Origin of the sequence: Kitasatospora sp. NPDC058115, from assembly GCF_042884635.1 — a bacterium.
GTDB lineage: Bacteria > Actinomycetota > Actinomycetes > Streptomycetales > Streptomycetaceae > Kitasatospora.
The window spans coordinates 12,789-37,652 of record NZ_JBHVTL010000022.1; the positions used below are offsets into that span (position 1 = coordinate 12,789).

The 24,864-nt window shown below is 70.4% G+C and carries 21 protein-coding genes and 1 pseudogene; 7 read left to right on the forward strand and 15 right to left on the reverse strand.

Annotated features, from left to right (window positions below):
• Positions 1-4: 4 nt before the first annotated feature.
• The 4 genes from dbpB (ACFVVL_RS23170) to ACFVVL_RS23185 are packed head-to-tail and all read right to left on the reverse strand — an operon-like array spanning position 5 to position 4,271.
• Positions 5-1,114 (reverse strand): DGQHR domain-containing protein DpdB, encoded by a 1,110-nt coding sequence (gene dbpB, locus ACFVVL_RS23170; protein WP_387678096.1) that lies wholly within the window; start codon positions 1,112-1,114, stop codon positions 5-7.
• 45 nt (positions 1,115-1,159) lie between these two features.
• Positions 1,160-2,380, reverse strand: a complete 1,221-nt coding sequence (dpdA, locus tag ACFVVL_RS23175) for a tRNA-guanine transglycosylase DpdA (RefSeq protein ID WP_387678099.1) — start codon at positions 2,378-2,380, stop codon at positions 1,160-1,162.
• The gene (dbpB, locus tag ACFVVL_RS23180) at positions 2,377-3,510 is read right to left on the reverse strand and encodes a DGQHR domain-containing protein DpdB (RefSeq protein ID WP_387678102.1); all 1,134 of its coding nucleotides are present in this window, start codon (positions 3,508-3,510) and stop codon (positions 2,377-2,379) included. The genes dpdA and dbpB (ACFVVL_RS23180) overlap by 4 nt, the downstream gene beginning before the upstream one ends.
• Complete coding sequence (locus tag ACFVVL_RS23185) at positions 3,507-4,271, reverse strand: hypothetical protein (RefSeq protein ID WP_387678105.1); 765 nt, start codon at positions 4,269-4,271, stop codon at positions 3,507-3,509. The genes dbpB (ACFVVL_RS23180) and ACFVVL_RS23185 overlap by 4 nt, the downstream gene beginning before the upstream one ends.
• 591 nt (positions 4,272-4,862) lie before the next feature.
• Between ACFVVL_RS23185 and queC the strand changes: the two genes are divergently transcribed.
• The 7 genes and pseudogenes from queC to ACFVVL_RS23220 all read left to right on the forward strand — a co-directional run bounded on the left by queC (position 4,863) and on the right by ACFVVL_RS23220 (position 10,595).
• The gene (gene queC / locus ACFVVL_RS23190; RefSeq protein WP_387678108.1) at positions 4,863-5,561 is read left to right on the forward strand and encodes a 7-cyano-7-deazaguanine synthase QueC; all 699 of its coding nucleotides are present in this window, start codon (positions 4,863-4,865) and stop codon (positions 5,559-5,561) included.
• A 2-nt stretch (positions 5,562-5,563) separates the two neighbouring features.
• Complete coding sequence (queE, locus tag ACFVVL_RS23195; RefSeq protein WP_387678111.1) at positions 5,564-6,199, forward strand: 7-carboxy-7-deazaguanine synthase; 636 nt, start codon at positions 5,564-5,566, stop codon at positions 6,197-6,199.
• Positions 6,199-6,555 carry a 6-carboxytetrahydropterin synthase QueD gene (gene queD, locus ACFVVL_RS23200; protein WP_387678114.1) on the forward strand — a complete coding sequence of 119 codons (357 nt, stop codon included), beginning with the start codon at positions 6,199-6,201 and terminating at the stop codon, positions 6,553-6,555. Before queE ends, queD begins: the two co-directional genes overlap by 1 nt.
• Positions 6,552-7,325, forward strand: coding sequence for a GTP cyclohydrolase I FolE2 (locus ACFVVL_RS23205; protein WP_387678117.1), 774 nt, complete (start codon positions 6,552-6,554; stop codon positions 7,323-7,325). Before queD ends, ACFVVL_RS23205 begins: the two co-directional genes overlap by 4 nt.
• Before the next feature lie 527 nt (positions 7,326-7,852).
• Positions 7,853-8,362 carry a VUT family protein gene (locus ACFVVL_RS23210; protein WP_387678120.1) on the forward strand — a complete coding sequence of 170 codons (510 nt, stop codon included), beginning with the start codon at positions 7,853-7,855 and terminating at the stop codon, positions 8,360-8,362.
• Positions 8,363-8,500: 138 nt separating this feature from the next.
• Positions 8,501-9,415, forward strand: a pseudogene (locus ACFVVL_RS23215) (IS5 family transposase).
• A 982-nt stretch (positions 9,416-10,397) separates the two neighbouring features.
• Positions 10,398-10,595 (forward strand): hypothetical protein, encoded by a 198-nt coding sequence (locus ACFVVL_RS23220; RefSeq protein WP_387678123.1) that lies wholly within the window; start codon positions 10,398-10,400, stop codon positions 10,593-10,595.
• A 188-nt stretch (positions 10,596-10,783) separates the two neighbouring features.
• Here the strand turns inward: ACFVVL_RS23220 and ACFVVL_RS23225 are convergent, their stop codons facing one another.
• The 11 genes from ACFVVL_RS23225 to ACFVVL_RS23275 all read right to left on the reverse strand — a co-directional run bounded on the left by ACFVVL_RS23225 (position 10,784) and on the right by ACFVVL_RS23275 (position 24,727).
• Positions 10,784-12,226: a class II 3-deoxy-7-phosphoheptulonate synthase gene (locus ACFVVL_RS23225; protein ID WP_387678125.1), complete on the reverse strand. Its 1,443-nt coding sequence runs from the start codon at positions 12,224-12,226 to the stop codon at positions 10,784-10,786.
• The gene (locus tag ACFVVL_RS23230; RefSeq protein ID WP_387678128.1) at positions 12,223-14,514 is read right to left on the reverse strand and encodes an anthranilate synthase component I; all 2,292 of its coding nucleotides are present in this window, start codon (positions 14,512-14,514) and stop codon (positions 12,223-12,225) included. Before ACFVVL_RS23230 ends, ACFVVL_RS23225 begins: the two co-directional genes overlap by 4 nt.
• A gap of 186 nt (positions 14,515-14,700) precedes the next feature.
• Positions 14,701-16,686, reverse strand: a complete 1,986-nt coding sequence (locus ACFVVL_RS23235; protein ID WP_387678131.1) for an FAD/NAD(P)-binding protein — start codon at positions 16,684-16,686, stop codon at positions 14,701-14,703.
• Positions 16,687-16,729: 43 nt separating this feature from the next.
• The gene (locus tag ACFVVL_RS23240) at positions 16,730-17,212 is read right to left on the reverse strand and encodes a PaaI family thioesterase (RefSeq protein ID WP_387678134.1); all 483 of its coding nucleotides are present in this window, start codon (positions 17,210-17,212) and stop codon (positions 16,730-16,732) included.
• Between the two features lie 70 nt (positions 17,213-17,282).
• Positions 17,283-18,395 carry a diiron oxygenase gene (locus ACFVVL_RS23245; protein ID WP_387678137.1) on the reverse strand — a complete coding sequence of 371 codons (1,113 nt, stop codon included), beginning with the start codon at positions 18,393-18,395 and terminating at the stop codon, positions 17,283-17,285.
• Entirely contained in the window at positions 18,392-19,912 is a 1,521-nt protein-coding gene (locus tag ACFVVL_RS23250) for a class I adenylate-forming enzyme family protein (RefSeq protein ID WP_387678140.1), read from the reverse strand. Before ACFVVL_RS23250 ends, ACFVVL_RS23245 begins: the two co-directional genes overlap by 4 nt.
• A gap of 1 nt (position 19,913) precedes the next feature.
• Positions 19,914-20,147, reverse strand: coding sequence for an acyl carrier protein (locus ACFVVL_RS23255; RefSeq protein WP_380287191.1), 234 nt, complete (start codon positions 20,145-20,147; stop codon positions 19,914-19,916).
• Positions 20,144-21,160: a hypothetical protein gene (locus tag ACFVVL_RS23260; protein ID WP_380287190.1), complete on the reverse strand. Its 1,017-nt coding sequence runs from the start codon at positions 21,158-21,160 to the stop codon at positions 20,144-20,146. Before ACFVVL_RS23260 ends, ACFVVL_RS23255 begins: the two co-directional genes overlap by 4 nt.
• Positions 21,157-21,444: an acyl carrier protein gene (locus ACFVVL_RS23265; RefSeq protein ID WP_387678144.1), complete on the reverse strand. Its 288-nt coding sequence runs from the start codon at positions 21,442-21,444 to the stop codon at positions 21,157-21,159. Before ACFVVL_RS23265 ends, ACFVVL_RS23260 begins: the two co-directional genes overlap by 4 nt.
• A complete protein-coding gene (locus tag ACFVVL_RS23270; RefSeq protein ID WP_387678146.1) occupies positions 21,441-23,126 on the reverse strand; it encodes an AMP-binding protein in 1,686 nt (561 codons plus the stop codon). The genes ACFVVL_RS23265 and ACFVVL_RS23270 overlap by 4 nt, the downstream gene beginning before the upstream one ends.
• 5 nt (positions 23,127-23,131) lie before the next feature.
• On the reverse strand, positions 23,132-24,727 hold the full coding sequence (locus ACFVVL_RS23275) for an AMP-binding protein (protein ID WP_387678149.1): 1,596 nt from the start codon (positions 24,725-24,727) through the stop codon (positions 23,132-23,134).
• Between the last annotated feature and the right edge of the window lie 137 nt (positions 24,728-24,864).

Below are 24,864 nucleotides of genomic sequence, written 5' to 3' on the forward strand. Positions count from 1 at the left end.
ACGGCTAACCGCGAACGGAGCGGACCAGGAGGTTGGTGAGCAGGCGGACGTCGTTCGGCGTGTTCTGGAGGCCGTTCCAGTTCCGCTCCTCGCCGTCAGGGAAGCGCCACTTGCCGGAGGTCCAGGAGGCCACCGGCATCAGGCTCAGAACCGCCTTTCGGACCTCGTTCGAGTCGACCTGCTCGGCCGGCGTGCCCTCGGTCAGCGCGTCCATAACGAAGCCCATCGCCTGGATGCCGACGCCGTGGGTCAGCCGGGACTGACGCGGCGGAAGGTTCCACGGATCGGAGAACGTCTCTCGGACGATGTTCCAGAACGACCGCAGGTGCAGCAGCATCCGGTCGACGTCGCCGGAGCCGTCAACCGGATTGCGGTACTGGTAGAGCGCACCCTCGAAGAGGCTGTGCTCCAGCATCCGCAGGACGCTGTTGTCCTTGATGTTGCCGGTCGGCGAGGTGGGGCTCGCGATCCGGCGGTAGAAGGCCCCCTTCACGTCGCCGTTCAGCCTGGTCATCAGCTGGGTGGGCAGGCGCCGCTTGGCGTAGGCGGGCGGAAGGTGCCCAGTGGTCGACGGCAGCAGTTCGTGGATGAGGCCCTTGGGTAGCGGCTTGGTCGAGTTGACGAGGATGAACTGGGAGCGTTGCTCCTCCTCACCATCCGCGATGAATCCGACTGCGGCGACCGGGAACTCGGCGAGATCGGCGTCCCGGATGGCGGCGCTGCGCTGCTGGCCGTCGACGAGCCACGCCGGCTTTTCGTCCTCCGTCATGGTCTCGGCGAAGCGGATCTCCAGTTCACCGGGAATGGACGGTGCACCCTGATCGGCGGATCCGTTCCGCTGAGAGGGGATGAACTTGACCGAGTTGTCGAACGCCAGGACCAGGGCGTTGGGGAGCATGGCCCCGTCCGACTCCAGGTACCTCTTGATCGCCCGGATGTGGTTGAGCACTTCGGGACGCTGGTAGCCCTGAAGGAGGTCGTCGTCGTCCCGGCGGACGCGCGATACAGCGGTGAAGTCATGAAGCTTCTTGCCGTCCACGGCGAAGCAGTAGATGCGGCGGCTTCCTTGGCGCACTTCGAGGGCCGGGAGGCGCAGAGTGTGGTGGTCGGCCACCTTTTCTCCTAGAGCAGTTGCGGGGCGGGCGCGATGGGGCGGGTGTCAGGCGAAGGGGATCGCGCTTATCTTCGCTTCGAGGACCGACAGGTTGTGGAACCCTCGGCGCTTGTTACGTTCCGTGCCGCGGAAGATCGCGATCTCGATGCCGTGGTCATGGCAGAGCTTGCATGGGCAGGAACGCCAGGGAGCGGAGCGGAGCGTGTGCTCGTAGGCAGGGAGATAGCTCTTCTTCTTGGGCAGCAGGACGAGGGTCTCGTAGACCCTGAGGGCTTCTATCGCCTCGTCGAGGGAAGCGGCCCCCTGGTCGTAGGCACGCAGCGCGCGTAGGCAGGTCCGTTCCCCGGTGATGGCGTCCGCCTGCGATACGGCGCCGGCGAGGATCATCCGCTTGAGGGTCGGATTGCCGTCGACCTGGGGCACCCGGATCGCCGTGAAGGACTCTGTCGTGGTGTGGAAGTTGTGCCGGTCGTCCATGAAGGCCTGCCGGAACACCGAGGTGCTGTCGAAGCTGGTCACCCCGTGCGCGGCGAACTCCTTCATGGAGTCGACACGGTTGATGCCCAGCAGGTGGAGTTCGGTGTCGGCCTTGCGGACCTCGTCGATCGCCTCGAGGCAGGCGAGGATCTCATGGGACTTGAGCGGCACCATGCCCCCGAGGGCGATGCGCTGGTAGCCCATCTTCTGCAGGCGGGCGACGCTGTCCGCATAGCTCTCTGGTCCCCACCCCTGGGCGGCTCCCACCGGCTGGATCTTCTCGCCGCGCCTGCGCACGGCGGCCAGGAACTCCTCGGCGAGCTCGAGGGAGATCTCCTGCCGCTGCACCCAGGCCGGGTTCGGCTGCTCGGGGGATCCGAGCGGGAGGTATCCGAAGATGATGTGGTCGATGCTGATGCCGGCATCGAATCCGCAGTCCTCGTAGAAGTCGAGGACTTCTTCCACCTCGTACGGGGGGCGCTCCTCGTCGATGTAGTTGAACGCGCCGCAGTCGCCGAGCGTGGCCATGCCCGCTTCGAGCCGGAAGAACCTCTTCACTCCGAGCCGGTAGAGGCGTTCGCGTTGGGGCGTCGAGTACTTGCCCGCGCCCCTGACGGAGCCGTCCACGATGGCCTTGCTCACAAGGAGGCCGTCGTACGGCACGGGTTTGACGATCTCGTGCGCGTAGACGTCGTCACGCTGGCGGACACGGTGCGGTGAGTACTCGTCGTTGACGAAGTCATAGCTCGGACTGACCATGTCCTGGCTGTCCGGAAAGTAGAACTTCACGAGGCGTTGGCCTTTGCCTGTACGTAGATTCGGAGCAAGTAGTTCGACAGCGTGCTGATGTGTCGCGGATTGTTCTGGAGCTCGTTCCAGGGGATGTTGAGGTCCGGCCAGCGACCGGTCGTCCAGTGGCAGGACGAGGAGATCAGCCCGAGTTCGCCGCGGGTCTGCTCGATGGCGTCGGGAGCGGATGCATTGATGTTCACCATCACCCGGTCCATCAGCCGGCCCATGGACCGGATGCCGACGCCGTGCATGAGGCGGCTGCGGGTGGCCGGCAGGCCCCAGGCGTGCGGGAAGGTATCACGCACGGCCGTCCAGTAGACCACCAGGATTCTGCGGATCGTCGCGGTGTCGACCGTGCCGCTCGCCAGGTTCTTGTAGGGCGAGAACACTCCGGACGGGAGGTTGAGGGACTCCTGAATCGCGAGCATGAGGCTGTTGTCGGCGACGACGGCCTCCGCTTTCTGGTCAGGGCTGGTGGAGGCTCGCCGGATCAGGCCTAGGAACGGTGAGTCCTTGTCCTGGCTGAGGGCCTCCACCAGCGCTGCCGGGAGTTTGCGCGCGGACAGCTTGGTGGGCAGTGCAGTGCCCACCTCGGGGAGCAACTCGGACACCAGGTTGGTCGGCAGCGGGGAGACCGTGTTGACCCGCAGGAATTGGTCGCGCTGGGTGTCGAGGTCCTCCGCAACGAACCCGGCGACCGTCACCGCCAGACGGGAGTTGCGTGTCCGGGCCAGGGCAAGGCTGCGCTGCTGACCGTCGACGATCCAGGCCGGTCGCGGCGCGTTCGGGGTGTCGGGCAGCGGGATCTCGATGGTGCCGCTGGTGCACAGCCCGTCGCTGCTCGACGGGCCCGGGCTGGACTTGAATCTGACGTTGGAGGGGAGGGCGAGGATCAGGCCGTTCGGGAACAGCACCTCGTCGCTGTCGAGGTACTCCAGGATCTGCTTGACGTGCTGCTTCTTCTCCGGGCGCTGGTAGCCGATGAGCTTGCCTGCCTCGTCGCGGGAGATGCGGGCGACGTCGGCGACCTGGCTGACCTCCTCGGCCGCCAGGGCGAAGACGTACAGGGGGATGGACGGGTGCTGCTCGACCCGCAGGGCCCGGCGCTTCAGGACGTTCGCTGTCATTGCTTCTCCACCGTCACTGCATAGAGGTGCGCGAACCGCTTCTGTTCGCATGCCAGGCCCTGGCTGCGCAACTCGCGAAGCATTCGCGTTCGCGAGTGGCCGGGGTGCTGAGCGTGGTTCGTGCGGATGAATTCGATGACCGCCTCATCGGTGAGGGGGAGGCGGTTGTAGGTCTCCCGCTTCGAGACCTGCGCGGTCCAGGTGTTCCACGCCGTCCGGGTTTCCGGCGAGGTCAACCGGGCGTTCGAGCAGTGCTCCAACCAAGCCGCGGCCATCCGCACGTTGAGGCTGGTGAGCGTGCCGCCAAGGGCGTGGCGCAGCGTCGCATCCGAGGGGACCCGGGTGATCCCCTGGTGGCTCTGCGCGCCGCCTATCAGGAGAGTTTCGTTCGCCCCCCGGGCGAGGTTGCCGAGATCAGAGGCCATGACGTTCGCGTAGGCCTCGGAGAGGATCAGGAGCATGTGGCCGCGCTGTGACAGGGACGCCAGCGAACGCGTGCTGTCATCCGTCTGCAAGCAGTGCCACCACCGCGCGGAGTCGTCGGGCGATGCCGCCACGGAGTCCGCGTGGCGGGGGCTGAACGTCGCCGCGTACGCAGGGGCGGTATCGGTCACCGGCCGAAGTCCGAGACCCGCGGAAGCCACCCATAGTTCCGGTGTGAACCCGGCCTTCGAGGCGAGCGGGACCAGGGCCTGCGCCTTGGCCCAGTGGTCTCCCTGGTAGAGGTCGGTCAGGGGGACCCGCTGCTCGGCAGCCTTCATGCGGCTCTTCCATACGGAAGCGCGCTGATCCGCGTCAACTGTTGGAAGATCACGTACGCGCAACCCGGGGATGGGCGCTGACACCTTGCGGTCTGTGCAGGTGACCACGATGGAAAGCAAGCGCACGCGGTCGACTCCAGGAAATCCGTAACTTTTTTGAGGTCTTAGTTACTCTAGCGGTTAGTTGGAGCGTTGTGTGCCGGTCACCTCAGCTGAGGCCCACGCCAGGGGCTCCGCCCCCGCAAGGTCGGCCCGTGCCGAGGCAGACTTGTCCGACAGGCATGTCTGGCCGAAAGGTGTGGCTCCTGTGACGTGGCGAGCGCCCTGTGTCGGGTTCGGCGCCGCGCCGGGATGCTCGGTTTGGGGCGGCGGGCGGACCTCCTGGTGTGTGAACCCGGTCCACCACTGTACCTGTATGCGCACGACGGCGGCCGGGACTGGCGTCCGTCCGCGTTGCAGCTCATCGCACTAGTTGTGGCAGGGCGGGTTGATACTTGGCGCCAGTAACTCGTCAGTGGTAGCAGTTACTGTCTGACTTAGATCACGCTGTAGGCTGCCCTAGCTTCTGAAGACCTAACTGGAGGATTGACCATGGGACGTCCCGCGATCGTGCTGCTCAGCGGCGGCTTGGACTCGACCACTGTGCTGGCCATCGCCAAGGAGCAGGGCTACGACCCGTTTGCGCTCAGCTTCCGGTATGGCCAGCGGCACAGCATCGAACTGGAGGCCGCCAGGCGGGTCGTCGCGGACCAGGGTGTCCAGCGTCACGTCATCGTCGACCTCGACCTGACGGTCTTCGGTGCATCCGCCCTGACCGATGACAGCATCGCGGTGCCCAAGCACGACTCGGTGGAGGAGGCGGAAAGCGGCAGCGTCCCGATCACATACGTGCCCGCGCGGAACACCATCTTTCTCTCCTACGCGCTGGCCTACGCGGAGGTCGTCGGGGCGACGGACATCTTCACCGGTGTGACCGCTGTCGACTACAGCGGTTACCCGGACTGCCGGCCGGAGTACATCGAGGCGTATGAGCGGATGGCCAACCTGGCGACGCGGGCCGGCATCGAAGGCGAGCGGCCGCTGAAGCTCCACTCGCCGCTGATCGCGCTCTCGAAGGCCGGGATCGTCCGCGAGGGACTGCGTCTCGGCGTCGACTACTCGCTGACCTCCAGCTGCTACGACCCGGACGAGCAGGGACGGGCTTGCGGGCACTGCGACACGTGCCTGATGCGCCTCAAGGGCTTTGCCGAGGCCGGAGCCGTCGACCCGGTGCAGTACCGGGACGTGTGAGGATGGCGTACCTGATCAAGGAGATCTTCTACACGCTTCAGGGGGAGGGCAGCCACGCAGGTCGTCCGGCGGTCTTCTGCCGGTTCTCCCGGTGCAACCTGTGGACCGGTCTGGAGAAGGACCGGGGGCGGGCGATCTGCCGATTCTGCGACACCGATTTCGTGGGAACGGACGGCGATGGCGGCGGAAAGTTCGCCACGCCTGAAGACCTCGCCGCAGCGGTCGAGGCGGCCTGGCCCTTCGAGGGCCGTGACCACCGCTTCGTCGTGTGCACCGGCGGTGAGCCCCTCCTGCAGTTGGACGAACCCGCCATCGAGGCGCTGCACGCGCACGGCTTCGAGGTGGCTGTGGAGACCAATGGAACGAGGAAGGCGCCCGACGGGATCGACTGGCTCTGTGTGAGTCCGAAGATCGGCTCCGATCTGGTCGTCACCCGCGGCGACGAGTTGAAGCTCGTCTATCCGCAGGAGGGCGGGGATCCGACCCAGTTCGAGGGTCTGGATTTTCGCCACTTCAGGCTCCAGCCGATGGACGGCCCGAGGCTGGAGGACAATACCAGGGCGGCCGTCGAGTACTGCATGAAGAACCCGAATTGGAGCTTTTCGCTTCAGACGCACAAGTATCTGGGAATTCGGTAATGGAAATCTTCCGCGAGTTTACCTTTGAAGCCGCTCACCGACTGCCCCGGGTTCCGGAGGGGCACAAGTGCGCCAGACTCCACGGGCACTCCTATCGCGTGACCGTGCACGTGGAGGCCCTCGTGGACCCCGACGCGGGATGGGTCATGGACTTTGGCGACGTCAAGCGCGCCTTCAAGCCGATCGAGGACCAGCTCGACCATCACTACCTCAATGAGATCGAAGGTCTGGAGAATCCCACGAGCGAGGTACTGGCCCAGTGGATCTGGTCTCGTCTCGTCTCCGGCCTGCCGCAACTCTCGGCTGTAACCGTCCGGGAGACCTGCACCTCGGGGTGCACTTACCGGGGCGAGTGACGGTGCACGACGTTCAGAACGAGATCGACCGCCGCGGTGTGGAGATCGACGAGGTTGGCATCGATGGTCTTCGCTACCCCGTGACCTTCAATGACGGCCGAGTGCGACAGAGCGGAATCGCCGAGGTGGCGGTGACCGTCAGGCTTCCGCACGATCGGCGTGGCACCCACATGAGCCGCATGATCGAACTGGCCCACGCCCACCTCCAGCGCTTCGATCCGCGAGAGTTCCCCCGAGTCCTCAAGGCGGGCGCCGACTTGCTGGACGTTGACGCCGTGGTGATCAAGGTCGCGATACCGGTCGGAACGTTGGTGACCGCGCCGGCGAGCGGAGCCGACTCCTGGCAGGTCCACGACGTGACTGTCGAGGGGCGGATCGACCGAGGAGTGACTTCGGTGGTCACTGAAGTGACCACCGAAGTCACCAGCCTCTGTCCCTGCTCGAAGACGATCTCTGACTATGGTGCGCACAACCAGCGCAGTCGCGTCACTCTGGCGGTAAGTGGTGAAGGAGACGATCCATACCCGCTTCCCATGGGTGAAATCGTTGATCTTCTTCGTGCGTGCGGATCCGCCCCCATCATGCCATTGGTCAAGCGGCCCGATGAGCGGGTTCTGACGATGGAGGCATACGACCATCCCCTCTTCGTTGAGGATATGGCTCGCGATGTCTCGGTCGCGTGTCGAGAGCGTGGGATTGTTCACTTGGTGACTGTTCGGAACCTTGAGAGTATCCACAGTCATGATGCGATTGCGCGCGTCTCTGGATGAGTTGCATGGGCGTCTGAGGGCTTTACCTCGTTTTGCGACGGACAAGTCTGGCTGCTGGGCGCAGTCCTGTCTGGTAGCAATGCCAACGACTGCTCACGCCTGGAACCAGCGCTGGGTCGACCTGTGTTCCGAAGGTCAGGCTGGGTCGCGGCCCGACCGCGTAGTCGCCGACAAGAGGACATCTCGGTCGAGAGTTACAGATGCAGATGAGGATTGCGGTGAGGTTGGCGAAGGCGCCGAAGTGGTCGGCTGTGCGTTCGTATCAGTGATGGAGGCTGCGGAAGCCACCAAGCCAGGCAACGGCGCCGACCAATGCGGTTGGAGGAGTCGACACCGCGGCGGGCGGTGCAGACTGATATCTGTCGGTGGCGCAATTATGAGTGGATAGCAGTGGTCGTTGGCTTTGTCGCCGCCAAGTTTGTCAGGCCTGTGGCCGGCGTTGCCTCGGGCCGCGCTGCAGAGGGGGCTCTCCCCGGCGCACCAGTTGCCTAATCAACCATCCAATGAGATGTCCTCTAAGGAGAATCATGCGTGCTCGACGTCTTGGTGCTGCCGGCGCCTTGGTCGCGTACATCGCCACCATCCCTGCTGCCAACATGGCGGTCACTCACTTTGGCGTCGTTCCAGTGGGCCTCGGCTACCTTGCGCCAGCAGGTGTATATCTCGTTGGCATAGCCCTCGTCTTGCGTGACGTTGCTCGCGAAACTGCTGGCCGCTGGCCTGTTGCCGTTGCGGTGCTTGTGGGCGCTGCCCTGTCCTACTGGCTGGCCAGCCCGGAGTTGGCTACCGCGTCTGCTGCGGCCTTCGCCTTGTCCGAAGGCCTTGACTTCATGGTGTACGAGCCCCTTCGAAAGCGCGGCCTGATCATCGCGATGCTTGCGTCCAATCTGGTCGGGATGATTGCCGACAGTTTGGTGTTCCTCACACTGGCATTTGGCTCGCTCCAGTTCCTGCCGGGGCAGTTGCTGGGCAAGGCATGGATGACAGTTGCCGCAGTCGTTGCTATTGCTGCCCGTCGCAGGTTCGCGAGTATCTGAGAGGGCGTCAATCGCTGCCGTCGGGGCGATCTACCTCTTGATGCTGAGGGGCACCGGATTCCACAGGACGGGGGCTGCTCTCCTTCCGGGCTTCAGCCTAAAGCATGTTTCTTTAGTGTGTTGAGCAGTTGATCTGATGTGTCTGTCCGGTTGGTGATCGGTGATGCGATGTGGGACCGGATCGAGCCGCTGATACCGGCTGATCCGGTCCGTGGGTGACAGCGGGCGAACCACCGCCGCACGCTTGAAGTGATCACGTGGAAGTACTGCACGTGCTCGCCCTGGCGTGGCCTGCCGGAGGAACTGAGGCCGTTCCAGACCGCGCACAGGGCTACTACGGTGAGCGGTCGACGCCACGCGGCATCGGATCTTCGCCGCCGCCGTGGCGGCGCGGACGCCGAAGACGACATCGGCTGGACGACCTTGGTGGACTCGACCGTGTGGCGGGCTTACCAGCACGCCGTTGGCGCCCGCAAAGGGTGACCGCGGTCGCGGAGAACCAACGACCACGACACCGGTCGGTCACTCGGAGGCCTGAGCACCAAGGTCTGGTCAGTGACGCCCGGGCCTGCCTGCTGGCACTCGTCGTGACCGCCGGGCAGGGCAGGCGACGCGCCCGCCTTCACGACCCTCAAGGTCGCGATCCGTTCCCCGCTCAGGCCCGGGCGGCCGCGCACCCGGCCCGGCGCGGCTATCGCGGATCGCGCGTACTCGGCCCGCGCGATCCGCTCCCATGTGCGGGAACGCCACACCCACGCGGCCATCCAGCAGTCGGTAGACCAGAAACGCCCGGCTACGGCGTGGCTCACGCGGAGGTCGTCCGCCCGGCTTCGACACCGAGGCCTACAAGGAGCGGAACGCCGTTGAGCAGTGCATCGGCTGCCTGAAGCAGTGGCACGGCTTGGCCATGCGCACCGACAACTCGCCATCGCCTATCAGGCCGAACTCCACCTTGCCGCCACCCCTTATCTCGTCCCGCAGATAGCCAAAGTGACAGGCCTTAGGGCGAGGTGCATTCGATCGGTAGCCAGTGGCGGAGGGTACGGGCGGTGAGGCGGGCGGGCAGCTCGCATAGTCAGTAGCGCATGGTTCCGGATCGGCGCGCGCGAGGTCGTCGTGACCGGTCTGGCGGGACCAACACTCCAACTTGTGGGCGGGATTCGAGATGGGTATCCAGGCTCGGTCGATCTCCCAGAACTGGCTGGGCAAGTTGTGGCCGGGCAGCTACAGGACCCGCCCAGTGGCGAGGGGTAAGTGTCTCGGCTTCGGGAGGATCGGCCCTGAAGAGACCCCATCTGCCGAAGAAGCGGCGGGCCTTGTCCGAATCGGGGTGAAGCACCAGCGCGTTGGTGTGCGAGGGTGCCTGGGGACCACACGCGACAGATCGAGGTGCGCAGCGGCAGTTCTTCTGCAGGGATTACCCGTTCCGTTCAGCGTACGGCAGGCTGAGGCCAACATCGCCGGGCGACTGGGGGTCAGGAGGTTGCAGGTTCAAATCTTGTCGTCCCGACAGTGATGTCGGAAGGCCGTTGATCGGGAGAAATCCCGGATCAGCGGGCCTTCTGTTGTCTGCCTCTTGATGTGACGCCTGCCCATGCTGTGCTTCGGGCGGTCTTGTCGGGATAGCGGTTCCCGGCCGGGGCAGCCTGATGCCTGTCCTGCCCCGGCACTCGGTCTGGAGGTGTGCGAGGGCATGATCCGGCTCTCGCCAGCGGTGTTCACCAACGCGTTGAGCGGGCCGGCCTGTTCGGGGCGGCGAGTGATCGACGCCGGGTTCCCTTCGGGTCTGTGGGTGGTAACGCGGACGCAGGAGTCCCGGGCCGGGGGAGGGGCGCCGGGCATCTCCTCAAGGCTTCCGTGACCGGTGCGGGCAGTCGTGTGTCCGCTGCGCGAAATCGGTCCGGCCGGGGAGCCGGAAGCTTTCCGCTGCGCGAAATCGGGCCTCCTCGAATGCGGTTCCTGAGCGGCCGTCGGGAATTTAGCGTCATCAGTGCGGCGCCCGGCCGACATCCATGCCTGATTCCAGGGGGTTTCCATGTCCACGACTGCGGCGACCGCGCGTGGGGACACACGGGTCGGTCTCGCACCGCGCCAGCCCGGACTCGTGCTGTTCATGGTCTGCGTCGCGATCTTCATGCTGATGCTCGACGCGATGGTGCTCTCCGCCGCCATCGCCGACATGTTCAACGCCTCCATTGACGGGCTGCAGTGGATCGTCGACGCCTACGGATGATCGAGGGTGAAGTGCGGTTCGCCGGTCATGGGATCCCACTCCACACTCCCGTCGTCCCGGGGCCGTGAGTGGCCACTGGCCGGAACGCGTCCGGGGAGCAGCCGGGAAGCAGCTGGGAAGGTGGTGCGTCGGCCGCCGCCTGCCGGGGTGTCCGGCGGGCGGAGGCCGACGTCGGGGGGCGTCCGCCGTTACCGCCGGCTGCGGGCCGGAGACGTGCCTTGTGCAGGGCCGGTGCTGCGGTGGATCTCCGCGACCAGGAAGGCGAGATCCAGGGACTGGCTGCGGTTGAGCCGTGGGTCGCAGGCCGTCTCGTAGTGGTCGTGCAGATCGTGCGGCAGCACCTCGTGCGTCCCGCCGAGGCACTCGGTGACGTGGTCTCCGGTCAGTTCCAGGTGGAGGCCGCCGGGATGGGTGCCGAGCGCGCGGTGTACGTCGAAGAAGCCCTCCACCTCGGCGAGGATCGTGGAGAGGTGGCGGGTCTTGTGGCCGCTCGGTGCTTCGAAGGTGTTGCCGTGCATGGGGTCGCAGACCCAGACGACCTGCGCCCCGGAGTCGGTGACGCGCCGCACGAGATCGGGGAGCACCGCTCTGATCCGGTCCGCGCCCATCCTGGTGATGAAGGTCAGGCGGCCCGGCTCCCGTTCCGGGTCGAGGAGGTCGATCAGTGCCAGTGCCTCGTCCGCGGTGGCGGTCGGTCCCAGCTTCACCCCGATCGGGTTGCGGATCCCGGCCGCGAACGCGATGTGCGCGCCGTCCGGTTGGCGGGTCCGCTCGCCGATCCAGACCATGTGCGCGGAGGTGTCGTACCGGGCGCCGGTACGGGGGTCGGTGCGGACCAGGGCGCTCTCGTAGTCGAGCAGCAGCGCCTCGTGGCTGGTGAAGAACTCGGTGGTGGGCAGCAGTTCGGGGTCCGCGCCGCTGGCCGCGAGGAAGCGCAGGGCCCGGTCGATCTCGTCGACGAGCCGCCCGTAGGGTGCGTCGGCGGGTGACCGGCCGGCGAAGTCGCGGTTCCGTTCCTGGGCGGCGCGGAGGTCCGCGGCGCCACCGGAGACGCAGGACCGGATCACGTCGAGGGTCGCCGCCGAGGCGTGGTACATCCGCTTGAGCCGCTCGGGGTCGGGGATGCGTGCCGTGCGGCTGAACCCGGGGGCGTTGACCGCGTCGCCCCGGTAGACCGGCAGGGAGAGCGCGCCGCGCGTCTCGGTCGGGCGGGACCTCGGCTTGGCGTACTGACCGGCGAGGCGTCCCACCTTGACCACGGGGACGGACGCGGCGTAGCCGAGGACGGCGGCCATCTGGAGGATGACCTGCAGCTTGGCGCGGATCTGCTGCTCGGAGACGCCGTCGAAGGTCTCGGCGCAGTCCCCGCCCTGCAACAGGAACGCCTCGCCGCGCGCCGCGGCGGCCAGCCGCTCGCGCAGCAGGTCGCACTCGCCCGCGGCCACCAGGGCCGGGTAGCCGGCCAGTTCCCCGGTCACCGCGCGGAGCGCGGGCCGGTCGGGCCACGACGGCTGCTGGGCGGCCGGACGGCTGCGCCAGGACTCCCACGGCAGGGGGCCGGCGGAGGGGTCGAGGTCGAGGTCGGGATCGAGTGCCGGGTCGAGCTGCGGGCTGAGATCGGTAGCAGTCATGATGTCCGGTTCGCGGTGGCGAGCAGGCCGCCGCACTCCTCTCGGTGGGTCGCGGTCAGCGGTTTCCGGAGAACCCGCTGGACGGGCGGGGCCGCCGCGGTCACCGGCCGGCGGGCGAGCGAGGCGACCGCGTTGTCCACGATCAGGTGGCCGGCCCGCCCGCCCGAGGTCATGATCGACTCCGGGTGGAACTGAACGGCGGCCAGCGGCTTCGTGCGGTGCTCCAGAGCCATCACGGTGCCGTCGTCGGCCACCGCCGTGACCATCAACTCCGGTGGCAGTGAATCGGGTTCGGCGTACAGCGAGTGGTAGCGGCCGATCTCGAACTCGGCCGGGAGGCCGGCCAGCAGGCGGGAGCCGGGGACGGTGATCCGGGCCAGGGAGCTCTTCCCGTGCACCGGGCGGTCGAGCGTGCCCAGCCGGCCGCCGAAGTACTCGGCGAGGCCCTGCAGGCCGAGGCACACGCCGAAGACGGGCAGCCGGAGGCGCTCCGCCTCCGCCAGGGTCGCGGTGAGGTCGAAGTCCTCCGGGCGGCCGGGGCCGGGCGAGAGGACCAGGAGGTCGGGTGATTCCCGTTCCAGCATCGGCAGATGGCGGCCGCTGCGATAGGTCACCACCTCTGCGCCGGTCTGCCGCAGGTAGTCGGCGAGGCAGTGCACGAAGGAGTCGCGGTGGTCGATCAGCAGGATGCGCCTGCCCGCGCCGGGGCCGCCGCTCGCCGCCGGGGACGGGGCAGGCGGGGCCGGCCGCTCCAGGACGCGAAGGAGTGCGCGGGCCTTGAGTTCCGTCTCGGCTTCCTCCGCCTCGGGCGAGGACTCCCAGAGCAGCGTGGCACCGGCCCTGACCGTGGCGACGCCCTCCCGGATCTGGATGGTGCGCAGCGTCAGGACGGTGTCGAGCCCGCCGTCGAAGCCGATCCGTCCGACGGCGCCGCCGTACCAGCGGCGCGGCGACCGCTCCGCGCGCTCGATGAACCGGATCGCGGGTACCTTGGGCGCGCCGGTGACGGTGACCGCCCACAGGTGGGTCAGGAAGGCGTCCAACGCGTCGCGGTCCGGCCGGAGTTCACCCTCGACGTGGTCCACGGTGTGGATCAGCGTGGAATACATCTCGATCTTCCGCCTGGCCGTCACCCGGACCGTGCCCGGGACGCACACGCGCGCCTTGTCGTTCCGGTCGACGTCGGTGCACATGGTCAGCTCGGACTCCTCCTTGAGCGAGTCGAGCAGGCCCCGGATCCGGGCGGCGTCCTCCAGCGCGTCGCGCCCCCGGGCGGCGGTCCCGCTGATCGGTGCGCTCTCGACCAGCCTCCGCCCGGCGGGACGGGAGCGGTCGGTGCGGACCCGGACGAACATCTCCGGCGAGGCGCCGACCAGGTACTCCCCACCGCCGAGGTTCGCCAACAGGGCGTGCGGGGCGGGGTTCTGCTCCAAGAGGCGCCGGAACAGCACGGACGGGGGCCGGTCGCAGCCGCGGCGGAACACCTGTCCGGGGACCACCTCGAACAGGTCGCCGGACCGGAACAGCGGCATCGCCTGCCGGACCAGCTCCGCGTACTCGCCCGGCGCGTGGTCGCGCAACTGCGCCGGCACGCCCGGGACGAAGGGGGCCGCACCGGTCGTGCGGGGAAGCCCTGCCGTGGACCGGCCCGCGTACCCGAACTCGTAGCGGTGCCGGCGGACCACGTCGCGCTCCAGGTCGAACTCCAGGATCTCGTCCGGAAGGTGCAGCACCAGATCGCGGTCCCGGGGACGGCGCGGCTGGTGCGGCTCGATCGGTTCCAGCTGGAACACGAGGTCGTACCCGAAGGCGCCGTAGAGGCCGAGCAGCCCGTCCTCGGCCGCGGCGAGTGCGGCGACCAGCGCGCGGACGGCGGTGAAGACGCCGGCGTGGCGGGTGCGGTCCTCCTCGGCGAAGTGCTCGGGCTGCGGGGCCACCCGGCCGCGGACCTCTCCGGCCTGCTCCACGACGCCCTGGAGGACGCCGCGGAGCGCGCCTCCCAGCGGGGGCAGCAGGACCCGGCCGCGCGTGTTGAGGGCGCGCAGGACGACCTCGTCGCCGGTCAGCGTGAGTTCGAGCGGCGGGTCGAGGTAGCCGACGGCGCGGGTGGCGCCGTGGTAGCGCAGCAGGCCGCGCCGGCTGTCGAGCGCGCTCTGCAGGGCCGTGAGGGCGGCTCGGGCATCGGTGGCCTCCTCGGTGGTTCGGGCGACTGTCACCCCGACGGGGGTCGCCCACTCGTCCGAGGCGGGCCGGGCCGGTGGCGGGGCCACCGTCTCCAGCAATGGCATGGGGAACTCCATGGACTTGACGGGACTCTGCCCGGCGCCTGTGGCGGCGGGGCTTGGGCGGGCTCTGCGGCCGGGCGGCCGGGTGGTCGTGCGGCCGGGTGGTCGGGCTCGGTCGGTCGGGCGCAGGTCATCGGGCGAGGGTCATCGGCCGCGGCCGGTCGGGTGTAGACGCTCGGCCGCGGACGGTCAGGCGCGGGCGGAGGACCGTTCCCCGGAGGCGGCGACGGCCGCCCCCTGGCCGGGGGCGGGCTGCGGCGCGTCGGGGGAGGCGAGGCCGAGCACGGCCAGGGCGATGGCGTCCGCGTCGCCGAGGGTCACGGAGTTCACGCAGGGCCGGGCGCCGGCCGCGGTGACCCAGTGCACGGACTCGGTGGGCACGCCGAAGGCGAAGCGGCGCGGGTGGGCCGTGCCGTGGGCGTCCACCAGGTGGTAGGGGCGGTGGGTCACCTCCAGCCCGCCCGTCCGGTGGCCACCGGGGCTGCCGTCCGCAACGGTGAAGGGGCGGCACCCGCCGGTGGCGAGCAGGCTGCGCAGCAACGGGTCCGTCGTGCGGCGCAGGTCGGGCTCGGGCAACCTGGCTTCGACCAGGACGGTCGCCCGGACCGGCGGGCCGGGCACCTCGGACTCGGCCAGGAAGACGCCGTTCTCCCGGTCGCAGCGGATCCGGGTGCCCGGGCCGAGCACCGTGAGCACGCCGGCCTCCAGCAGCGCCGCCATCTCCTCGATCCGGCTCGCGGGCGGGCCGATCGACAGGAAGGCGTTGAGCGGGGTGAACCAGCGTTCCAGGTCGTCCCGGTGCGAGCGGCCGGTGAGGCCGCCGTGCTCGACCAGGGACCGGATCTCGTTGCGCAGGTCGCGCAGGGCGTCCAGGGCCGACTTCACGGGGCCGTCGACGTTGCCTTCCCCGGCCAGCCGGCAGTCCTCGCGCAGGTGTCGGACCAGCCAGTCGCGGAACTCCGACGGATTCGCGAACGACCGCTCGCCGTAGGGGCGTTCGACGGTCCGCCAGTCCCACCGGAGGGTGGGCGGGAGGTGGAAGGCGTCGAGCAGCGCGGCTTCTGCGGCCGTGCCCCACGGGATGCGCAGCCAGCGCTCCCGGAAGGCGTCGGCCGCGCGTTCGGCCCCGCGCCGGGCCAGCAGCGCGGTGTAGTAGACGGTCTCGACCTCCTTCGCGATCAGGGGCCACAGATCGGCCCGGAAGTCGAGCCGGCCCTCGGCGGCCTCGGCGCGCAGCGCCTCGAACCTCTCGCCGGCCAGCAGCCGGGGCAGGTGGCGCCCGTGCGGGCCCTTCTGGTTCCGGCCCCGGGCCACGTGCGGGACGCCGCGCCGGGAGCCCGCGTACAGTGCGGGTTCCCGCCCCGACGGCCGGTAGACCAGCCGGCCGTCCAGCCGCTCGAAGATGCCGCCGCGGCCGCTGGTGAGCAGCGCCAGATGGTCGAAGAAGTTGAGGCCCAGGCCGCGCAGCAGCACCGGCCGGCCGGGGCGCAGGGCGGACAGGTCGAGGTCGGCGGGGTTGCCGGGCGGCAGGTAGTGCAGCCCGTGCTCGGCCGCGAACGCACCCAGTTCGCGTTCATCCTCGGTCGGTTCGGCGGGCAGGTGGCCCTGGCTGAGCACCACGGCGTCGAGCCCGGTCAGCCGGGTGCCGTTGGACAGGGAGACGGACTGCCGGCCGCCGGCCTCGTCGTCCAGGCGGGTCGCCAGCATCGGGTGGACGTGGACGGAGACCGAGGCGGGTGCGGTGCGCGTCACGCGGCGGAAGGCCCATTCGAGGTACTGGCCGTGGAGGGCCCTGGTCGGGTAGGAGTCCGGGGTGAGGTCGCGGACCTCGGCCAGCACCTGGTCGTCGTGGACCTCGCCGGAGGTTCCCGGGCCGCCGGTGGCGAGGTCGCGGGCCCACTGGTACAGGCTCGGCCCGGGCACCTTCACCCCCTCGGCGGCGACGCTCTCGTCGGTGAAGAGGGTCACCTGGGCGGCGACCGTGTTCATCAGCAGGTGCCGGGACTGGCCGGTGCGCCAGACACCGCCCGACCCGGCCCGGTGCGGGTCGACCAGGTGCACGGCGATCGGCCGGCCGGCCGCGCGGTGGCCGGCGTTGGCGCAGATCCGCTCCAGCACCGACAGGCCCCGGGGCCCGAACCCGATGATGCACACCTTCAGTTGATCGGCAGTCATGCGGCACGCGTCTTCCAGTCGTGGTGGATGCGGAGCGGGCAGGTCAGCTGCCCGGGGCGCGGCCGATGATCTGCTCGACCGTGGCCGTCGCGGCGGTGCGCCCGGCCTGGCTGAACCCGATCTCCACCAGGGCGTGCCGGGTGGAGCACCTGGTCACCTCCGCCTCGACGTCGGCCGGTCCGGGCAGCAGCGGCGCCCGGTAGTCGACGGAGAGTGCGGCGGTCAGGAAGGTGGAGCCGTCCGGGAGGGCCGACAGCATCGCCAGCCCCGCGAAGTGGTCGGCCAGGCAGGCGATCCAGCCCCCGAAGACGACTCCGGGGGTGAGCGTGAGGTCGTCCGGGAAGACGGTCGCCGACGTGATCCGTCCCGGCGACCAGCCGGTGGCCCTGGGCAGGTCGAGCAGCCGGGCGCACGGCGGGTCGCCGGCCGTGCCGTCGAGCAGCCCGGCCAGCAGCCGCCGGCCCCGGGTGTCGTGGCCCGGCGGGGCGAGACCGCGGTGCCGGGAGTAGGTCGGTGTCGGTTGCATGCGTGGCTCCAGGAGGAAGGAGGCCCGGCGCTCCGGGGGTGTGGCGCCGGGCCTCGGCCGGGGGATGCGGTCAGCTCGCGGCCGACGTGCGGCCGAGCTCGATCATCCGCTTGATGTCCTGCTCGCGGTCGACGAGTTCGTGTGCGGCCATCGCGTCCACGGCGGCCTGGTCGTCGAGCGCGCGCAGTGCGGCCTCGTCCACTTCGCTGAACCCGAGTACGCCCATCTGCTGCAGCGCCGCCTGCACCCTCGGGCCGAAGAGGCCGATCTCCTTGAGCCCGGGAACGATCCGCATGAAGACCAGGCGGCGGAACTCCCTCTTGGCCGGCGAGCGGCGGGCGGCGGCGACGGCCTCCTCGCCGTAGCCGAGGCGCTCCCAGATGTCGTCGTCCACGTAGCGGTCGCGCAGCGCCCAGCAGCCCTCGACGACGAAGTCCTCCCGCTCGCGCAGTTCGGCCTCGGTCAGCTGCGGGTAGTACTGGCGCAGCAGCAGCCGTCCGAAGGCGACGTGCCGGGCCTCGTCGCGGGCGACGTAGGCGGAGAACGCGCGGGCCAGCGGGTCCTTCAGGCGCTCGCGGTGGACTCCGAAGGTGGCCAGGCCCATGTTCTCCACCAGGATGTGCGCGGCCAGCACGCCGAAGTCCCAGCGGGGTTCGCGCATCGCGTGCTCGAACATGGCGTTGAGTGAGCCGGACAGGCCGTAGCGCAGGCCGATCTTGGTGCTGATGAACCGGTTGAACCCCTCGACGTGCCGGGCCTCGTCCATCAGCTGGGTCGCCGCGTACATCTTGGAGTCGAGGTCGGACACGGCCTGGCAGATCTTGCCGACGCCGATCAGCGCGAACTGCTCGGAGTGCAGGAACTGCGAGTACAGCCAGCCGCTGGTGTGCCGCCGGACGACGCGGCGCTCGGTGTCCGGGAGCCGGTCCCAGAGCGCGGAGCCGGCGATCGAGATGAAGTCGTCCGGGATGCCCAACGGGTCGTCCGGGTCGGTCTCGTGGCTCCAGTCCAGTCGGTCGTCCATGTCCCACTGGCGCTGCTTGCCCTGGACGTAGAGCCTCAGCATCTTCTCGTTGCGCTTGTCGTAGTCGAACTGGAAGACCGCGGTGCCGTTGACCGGGATCGCCTTGCCTCCGGCCAGTTCGGTCAGGACTGCCTGGTCGGTGTAGTCGGTGTCGCTCATCGGGCCGTCTCCACTTCTCCGTCGGGCTGGGTGTGGGGCGCTTCGGCGGCCAGGGCCCGCAGGCGGGCGCGGAGCGCCTTGCCGGCGGGGCTGCGCGGCACCTGGTCGATCGGGACGAAGCGGCTGGGCCGCTTGTAGCCGGCCAGGCCCGCGACGCACAGGTCGAGCAGCTCGCCCTGGTCGAAGGCCTCGGGCGTGACCGGTTGGACGAAGGCGACCGGGGTCTGTCCCCAGACCGGGTCGGGGGCGGGGACGACCACGACGTCCGCCACCCGGGGCGACTGCCGCAGCACGTGCTCGATCTCGGCCGGGTAGACGTTCTGGCCGCCGCGCAGGATCAGGTCGTTGCGCCGGTCGACGATCCAGATCCGCCCCTCGGGGTCGGTGTAGCCGAGGTCCTTGGTCCGCAGCCAGCCGTGCCGCAGTGCCTCCGCGGTGGCCTCCGGGTTCTTCCAGTAGCCCTGCATCAGGCCGTCGCCGCGGACTTCCAGTTCGCCGACGGTGCCGGCGGGGACGACGTCCCCCCGCTCGTCGACGACGCGGGCCGCGGTGCCGAGCATCGCGAACCCGACGCAGACCGCGCCGGGCACCTGCGGCTCGCCGACCCGGGCGTCCGGGCTCAGCGACAGCACCGGGCCCCCGCCCTCGGTGATGCCGAAGACGGCCTGCAGTGCGACGCCGAGCCGGGACGCCGCTTCCTCGGCGAGCTCGGCCGGCATCGGAGCGGCCCCGTGCAGCAGCAGCCGGAACCGGGAGAGGTCGGTGCAGGCCAGCGCCCGCGCGCCGAGCAGCAGCCGGACCATGGAGGGCACCAGGAAGGCGTGCTCGACCCGCCACCGCTCCAGGGCGGCGAGGCAGCCCTGCGGGGTGAAGCGGTCCAGGACGCACACCGTGCCGCCGGCCGCCAGGTGGTCCAGGGCGATCACCACGCTGCCGTGGAACAGCGGCCCGGCGTTGAGGAAGACCGTGCCGGGCTCCGGTGCCACCTCGCCCAGCCAGGACAGCGCGTTGAGCTTGAGCGAGCGCTGGTCGACGACGACGCCCTTGGCCCTGCCGGTGGTCGCCGACGTGTGCAGGATCGCCACCGGGTCGGCCAGGTCGCCCGCCGCCGGCAGTGCGGAGCCGGCCGGGAGATCGCCGAGCGCGGTGATGTCGAGGACCGGCAGGCCGGGGTAGTGCTCCCGCAGCCGGTCCGCGTGGGCGGGTTCGGCGAGGAGCGCGGCGGGCTCCACCGCGTCCAGGATGTCCGCGATCTCACGGACCGTCAGCGCCGGGTTGACCGGTACGGCGACCACGCGGGCCACCGCGCAGGCCAGGTACGCCTCCAGGACCTCCGCGCGGTTGCCGCTGACCACCGCCAGCCGTCCGCCGGGTTCGATCCGGCCCGCCAGATGGCCGGCCAGCGCGTGCACCTCGGCGTGGAGTTGCCGCCAGGTGACGTCACGGTCGGCGTCCCGCAGCGCGAGGGCGTCGGGGCGCCGCTCCAGGCCGCGTTGGACGATGTGCCCGAGCCACATCTCAACTCACCTCTGCCGGGGCCGAGATGAGCGCGGTGACGGCGTCGATCGAGGTGAGGCGGGCGAGTTCCTCGTCGTCCAGCGGACGGCCGAGGTGCTCCTCGCAGGCCAGGGCCAGCCTGATGAGCTCACCGGAGTTGACGCCGGCCCCGCTGAAGTCCTCGTCGTCGGCGAGCCGGTCCAGGAACGCGGCGTTGTCGAGGCTGGCGCCGACCAGCTCGCGGGCGGTGCTCATGAGGTCCTCCTCGGCCGGGCGCCGACACCCGCCATCGCCCAGTACGGGGCGGGGGCGTCGGCGAAGTACACCAGTGGGGCGGCGGTCTCGGTGCGGCACGGGAGCAGGCGGTTGAAGCGGCCGCCGAAGCACGCCTCCGCGAACTCCGGTGACCGCGCCACGCCGCGGGCCTTGTCCCCCAGCAGGGAGACGAAGGCGAAGACGGGGTCGAGGCTGCGGTACGCGCCGTCCTCCTCGACCTCGCACCAGGCGTGGTCGCTGCCGAACAGGCCCAGCAGGTAGCCCCGGCGGGCCCGGGCCCGGTATCCGCGTGCGGTCAGCCGGTCGGCGAGCAGCCTGGAGGCCACGACGCAGTCGGCCATGCCCAGTGCCCAGGCCCTCCGGTGGTCGGCCCGCAGGCGCTCGGGGACGGTCTGGTAGAGCACCTCGCGGGCCGCGAGGGTGCCGACCACCTCGTCCCAGACCTCGCGGACCGCCGGGTCGCGGACCTGCCGGTCGGCGCCGGTGAGCCTGACCGCGACCCGGTAGCCCCCGTCGGCCAGTTCGCCGTCGGGCAGTTCGGCGCCGTCCAGCAGCTCGACACCGGGGCCCAGGTGGTCGGGCAGGCGCACCCTGACGTTCGGCAGCGGGCCGGTGTCCTCGGCCGGCGCGCCGGCGGTGGTGCGTGCCGGGTGGACGCCGACCTCCCACGCGCGCGGGGCGAACCAGTCGGACCTGCCGGTGGCCGCGAAGCGCATCAGGAAGCGGAGGCCGAGTTCGGGCACGGTCTGGCCGGTGCCGCAGAACATCCCCACGTTCATCAGGTCGTCGTAGTCGAAGCGCAGTGCGCCCAGGGCGTCGTACGCGTGCGGGAGACCGGCCTGCGCCAGGTGGCCGATCTGCTCCTCGCCGACGCGCAGGGCCCGGGCCGCGGTGGCCACATCGGTGTCGTAGCTGGCGATGTCCCCGGGGGCGGTGCGGAACCGGCCGACCGCCCGGGCCAGCGTGTCGGAGTGGGCGGGCGCGGCCGTCATGCCCCGGCCCTCCGGGCCACCAACTTGGCGACGAACTCGGAGAGTTCGGCAACGGTCGCGGTCTCGAAGAGGAAGTCGTCCGGGATGACGACCTCGCACTCGTCCTCGATCTCGGTGATGGCTCGCAGCGCCTTCACCGACTCGATGCCGGGGACGGCCGACAGCGGCCGGGCGGGGTCGATCATGTCCACGGGGACTCCCGAGTGCGTGGCCAGGGCGGCGCGCACGACGCCCAGGACGCGGATGGTGTCGACGGTGTTCTGTTCGGTGCTGACGGTGCTCACTGCGCACGTCCTTTCGAGGAGTTGCGGTCGGCCGACGGGTCGGCGGTGACGAGGGTGCGGTGGAACAGGGCGGCGGCCGAGCGCTTGACCTTGCCGGAGCTGGTGAACGGGATGCTGGACGGCGCCACGGCACGGATCTCGACGGCGCCGAGGCCGAGCCGCTCGACCAGCCGGTCGCGGATCGCCCGGCCGACCTCCTCGGCCCGCTCGGTGCCGTGCGCGGTCTCCCAGAGGACGACCATCCGCTCCTCGCCGTCGGCGTCCCGGACGAAGGCGGCGCAGTGCCGCCGGTCCACGCCGGGGGTGGTGCGAACGGTGTCCTCGACGTCCTCGGCGTAGTAGTTCCGGCCGTGCACCACGGCCATCGCCTTGATCCGGCCGATCACGAAGAGCTCGCCGCCGATCATGAAGCCGAGGTCACCGGTGCACAGCCAGCCGTCCGGTGCGAACGGCTGCCGTTGCGGGGCGAGGCCGAGGTACCCGGGGGTCACCGAGGGGCCGCCGATCCGGACCTCCCCGACGGTGCCCTCGGGCAGGAGCTCGCCCCGGCGGCCGGGGGCCGCGATCCGCACGCCGATCCCGTCCACCGCGGGCCCGCAGGAGATCACGGTCCGGGCGTGCTCGGCGTCCTCGGGCAGCGGAACGACGCTCTCGCCCGGTCCGAGCCTCGACCGGTCGACGGTGACGGCCCGGTACGGCGCGAACGGCGCACCGCTGGTGACGATCAGGGTCGCCTCGGCCAGCCCGTACTGCGGCTGCACCACGTTCTCGCGCAGCCCGTACGGGCCGAAGGCGGCCTGGAAGGCCCGCAGGCTGCGGAGCTGCACCGGCTCCGCGCCGTTGCCGGCGAACCGCCAGTGGGAGAGGTCGACGCCGTCCGGCACGCCCCGGTCCGCGGCGGCGGCCGTGAGGTGGTCGTAGAAGAAGTTCGGCGCGGGCAGCGCGGTGGCCCCGGCCGCGGCGAACTCGGTGAGCCAGCGCAGCGGGCGGCGGATGAAGTCGCCCGGCTGCCACAGATGCACCCGGCTGCCCCGCCGCAGTGCGTTCATCAGGCTGAACAGGCCCATGTCGTGGAAGAGCGGGAGCCACAGGCCGAGGTGGTCGTCGGGCGACCAGCCGGTACCGGCGGCGATGGCGTCGAGGCCCGCGGCGACGTTGGCGTGGCCGAGGACGACGCCCTTGGGGGCGGAGGTGCTGCCGGAGGTGTACTGGACGACCGCCGGGGTGGAGCCGCCCTCGCCGGTCGGCGGCAACGCGCTCCTCCGCGCGGGGGCCTCGGCGATGTCGATGAACCTGACGTGCGGGACGGCGGCCCGGACGCGGTCGAGGATGCGCGCGCCGAGCGAACCGTCCACCAGGACCGCGTCGAGGCCGCAGTCCTCCGCGATCCGCCGCAGGTGCTCGGCGTAGGCGTCCATCCCGCCGAAGGCCACCGGCAGGGCCAGCGGTACGGCGGCGGCGTCGAGGCGCAGCAGCGCCAGCAGACCGCGGACCCACGGCTCGCCGTTGGCCATCAGCAGGCCCACCCGGCGCACCGGGAGCTCGGCGTGGATCCGTCCGGCGGTGCGCTCGGCCCGGTCCAGCAGCTCCGGGCCGGTGACCGGCGCGGAGTCCCGGGAGGGCGTGGTCAGCACGGTGCCGTCGTGGACGGCCCCGGAGATCAGGTGCCAGAGGTGGGCCACCGGGCTCACCGGGCCCCGGCCGGCACCGCGGCGCGGTCGAGGCGGCTCCCCAGCCGCCGGCGCAGGACGGCGCGGCGGACCTTGTACGAGCCGGTGACCGGCATGGCCTCCCACTCCCAGAAGAAGACGGTGATCTCCGGCAGGCCGGCCTCGGCGGCGGCGGCGAGGAAGCGCTCACGATCGGGCGCGGAGCCGGCCCGCGGGCAGGCGACCGCGAAGACGCCGCCGTCCTCGGCCCGGATGAGGACCAGTTCGACCAGCTCGGGCAGGGACTCCAGCAGGTGGTCCTCCTTCTCCAGGAGGCTGTCCACGCCGTCGACGTGCTCGACGACCCGGTCGAGGAGTTCCAGCGAGCCGTCCGGCAGCTGCCGGCCGATGTCGCCCATCGGCCACCACGCGTCGTCGGCCGGCATGGTGCCGCCGCCGACGTAGCCGCGCATCCGCCCGGTGGAGCGGGTCTCGATCCGGCCCGGGGTGCCGGCCGGGACGAGCGATCCGGCCTCGTCGACGATCCGGACCTCCATCCCGCCGCCGGAGTGACCGACGTTGCGCGGCGAGTAGTCGCCGGCCTCGTCGCGGGTGACGATCCGCAGGCAGATCGGGCCGGACTCGGTCTGCCCGTACGCCTGAAGGTAGTGCGCCCCGGGCTGGTCGGAGGCGGCGAGCAGGGTGCGCACGGTGCGCGGGTGCATCGCGTCGAAGGTGCTGATGAAGCGCTCCACGCCGGCGAACGGGCGGTCCGGGTCGGCGGCCAGCTGCTCCCACTGGATGAAGACGTTGGGGTGGGTCTCGACCGAGGTGGGGCGCTGGTCGAGGAACAGCCGCTTGACGTTCGCGGGGGAGGGGTCGGCGATCGACAGCGCGGGCATCGCGGTCTCCAGCGAGGCCAGGGTGCCGGCGCAGGTACGGGCGTGTACGAAGGAGAGGTGCTTGGCGTTGAGGTCGTTCCGGTTGTACTGGTCCCGGAAGATCATGATCATCGGGGCGACCATGCCGAACAGCGAGCGCGTGGAGTGCGCCGCCAGCTTGGGCGCGCCCGTGGTGCCGGAGGAGTGCGTGACGACGAACCAGTCGTCCTCGTCGCGCGGCGCGGCCACGTGCGCGGCGCGTTCCTGCAGCGGCCGGACCCAGTCGGCCCCGGACGGTTCCAGCGCGAGCACGCCGCGGGTCAGCACCTTCACCGCGTGCCGGTGCGGGGCCAGCTCGGCCAGGCCGAGGGAGTCGACCACCACGTAGGGGTCGTCCAGCCGGGCGAAGCACTCCAGGAGCTCGCCGGCCTCCATGGCGCAGGACAGCAGCGCGGGCAGCGCCCCGATCCGGCCGAGCGCGCACATGACTCCCTCGACCTCGATGTGGTTGCGCTGCACCACGGCCACGGTGTCGCCGCGCCGGATCCCGGCCGCCCAGAAGCGGTCGGCGTAGTCCTCGACGGCCGTGGCGAACTCGGCGAAGGTGGTGACCGGACCGTCGTACGTGCGCCACGGGAGGTCGGAGCGGAACGGCGTGTCGGGGTGCCCGGCCGCGGCGATCTCGGGCAGCACCCCCAGGGGGGCGGTCGGTTGCGGGACGGAGCCCAGATGGAGTGCGGAGACGTCAGGCATGCGTGGATCCCTCTGCTCGGCGTGACCGATCGCACGCCGGAGGCCGGCGTGTACGAGTGCGGGGTGACGTCGTGGTCCCGTTCCGCGCCGCGGTGACGACCCGCCAGGCGCCGAAGGACTCGACGGTGGGTAAGAGC

Bases quoted from the DNA above. Each gene is read 5' to 3' on its own strand.
- ACFVVL_RS23245 (WP_387678137.1), bottom strand. From the start codon at position 18,395: ATGAGCGACACCGACTACACCGACCAGGCAGTCCTGACCGAACTGGCC.
- ACFVVL_RS23220 (WP_387678123.1), top strand. From the start codon at position 10,398: ATGTCCACGACTGCGGCGACCGCGCGTGGGGACACACGGGTCGGTCTC.
- ACFVVL_RS23230 (WP_387678128.1), bottom strand. From the start codon at position 14,514: ATGCCATTGCTGGAGACGGTGGCCCCGCCACCGGCCCGGCCCGCCTCG.
- ACFVVL_RS23260 (WP_380287190.1), bottom strand. From the start codon at position 21,160: ATGACGGCCGCGCCCGCCCACTCCGACACGCTGGCCCGGGCGGTCGGC.
- ACFVVL_RS23255 (WP_380287191.1), bottom strand. From the start codon at position 20,147: ATGAGCACCGCCCGCGAGCTGGTCGGCGCCAGCCTCGACAACGCCGCG.
- ACFVVL_RS23275 (WP_387678149.1), bottom strand. From the start codon at position 24,727: ATGCCTGACGTCTCCGCACTCCATCTGGGCTCCGTCCCGCAACCGACC.
- ACFVVL_RS23210 (WP_387678120.1), top strand. From the start codon at position 7,853: ATGCGTGCTCGACGTCTTGGTGCTGCCGGCGCCTTGGTCGCGTACATC.
- queE (WP_387678111.1), top strand. From the start codon at position 5,564: ATGGCGTACCTGATCAAGGAGATCTTCTACACGCTTCAGGGGGAGGGC.
- queD (WP_387678114.1), top strand. From the start codon at position 6,199: ATGGAAATCTTCCGCGAGTTTACCTTTGAAGCCGCTCACCGACTGCCC.
- ACFVVL_RS23235 (WP_387678131.1), bottom strand. From the start codon at position 16,686: ATGACTGCCGATCAACTGAAGGTGTGCATCATCGGGTTCGGGCCCCGG.
- dbpB (WP_387678102.1), bottom strand. From the start codon at position 3,510: ATGACAGCGAACGTCCTGAAGCGCCGGGCCCTGCGGGTCGAGCAGCAC.
- ACFVVL_RS23240 (WP_387678134.1), bottom strand. From the start codon at position 17,212: ATGCAACCGACACCGACCTACTCCCGGCACCGCGGTCTCGCCCCGCCG.
- queC (WP_387678108.1), top strand. From the start codon at position 4,863: ATGGGACGTCCCGCGATCGTGCTGCTCAGCGGCGGCTTGGACTCGACC.
- ACFVVL_RS23250 (WP_387678140.1), bottom strand. From the start codon at position 19,912: ATGTGGCTCGGGCACATCGTCCAACGCGGCCTGGAGCGGCGCCCCGAC.
- ACFVVL_RS23225 (WP_387678125.1), bottom strand. From the start codon at position 12,226: ATGACTGCTACCGATCTCAGCCCGCAGCTCGACCCGGCACTCGATCCC.
- ACFVVL_RS23185 (WP_387678105.1), bottom strand. From the start codon at position 4,271: ATGAAGGCTGCCGAGCAGCGGGTCCCCCTGACCGACCTCTACCAGGGA.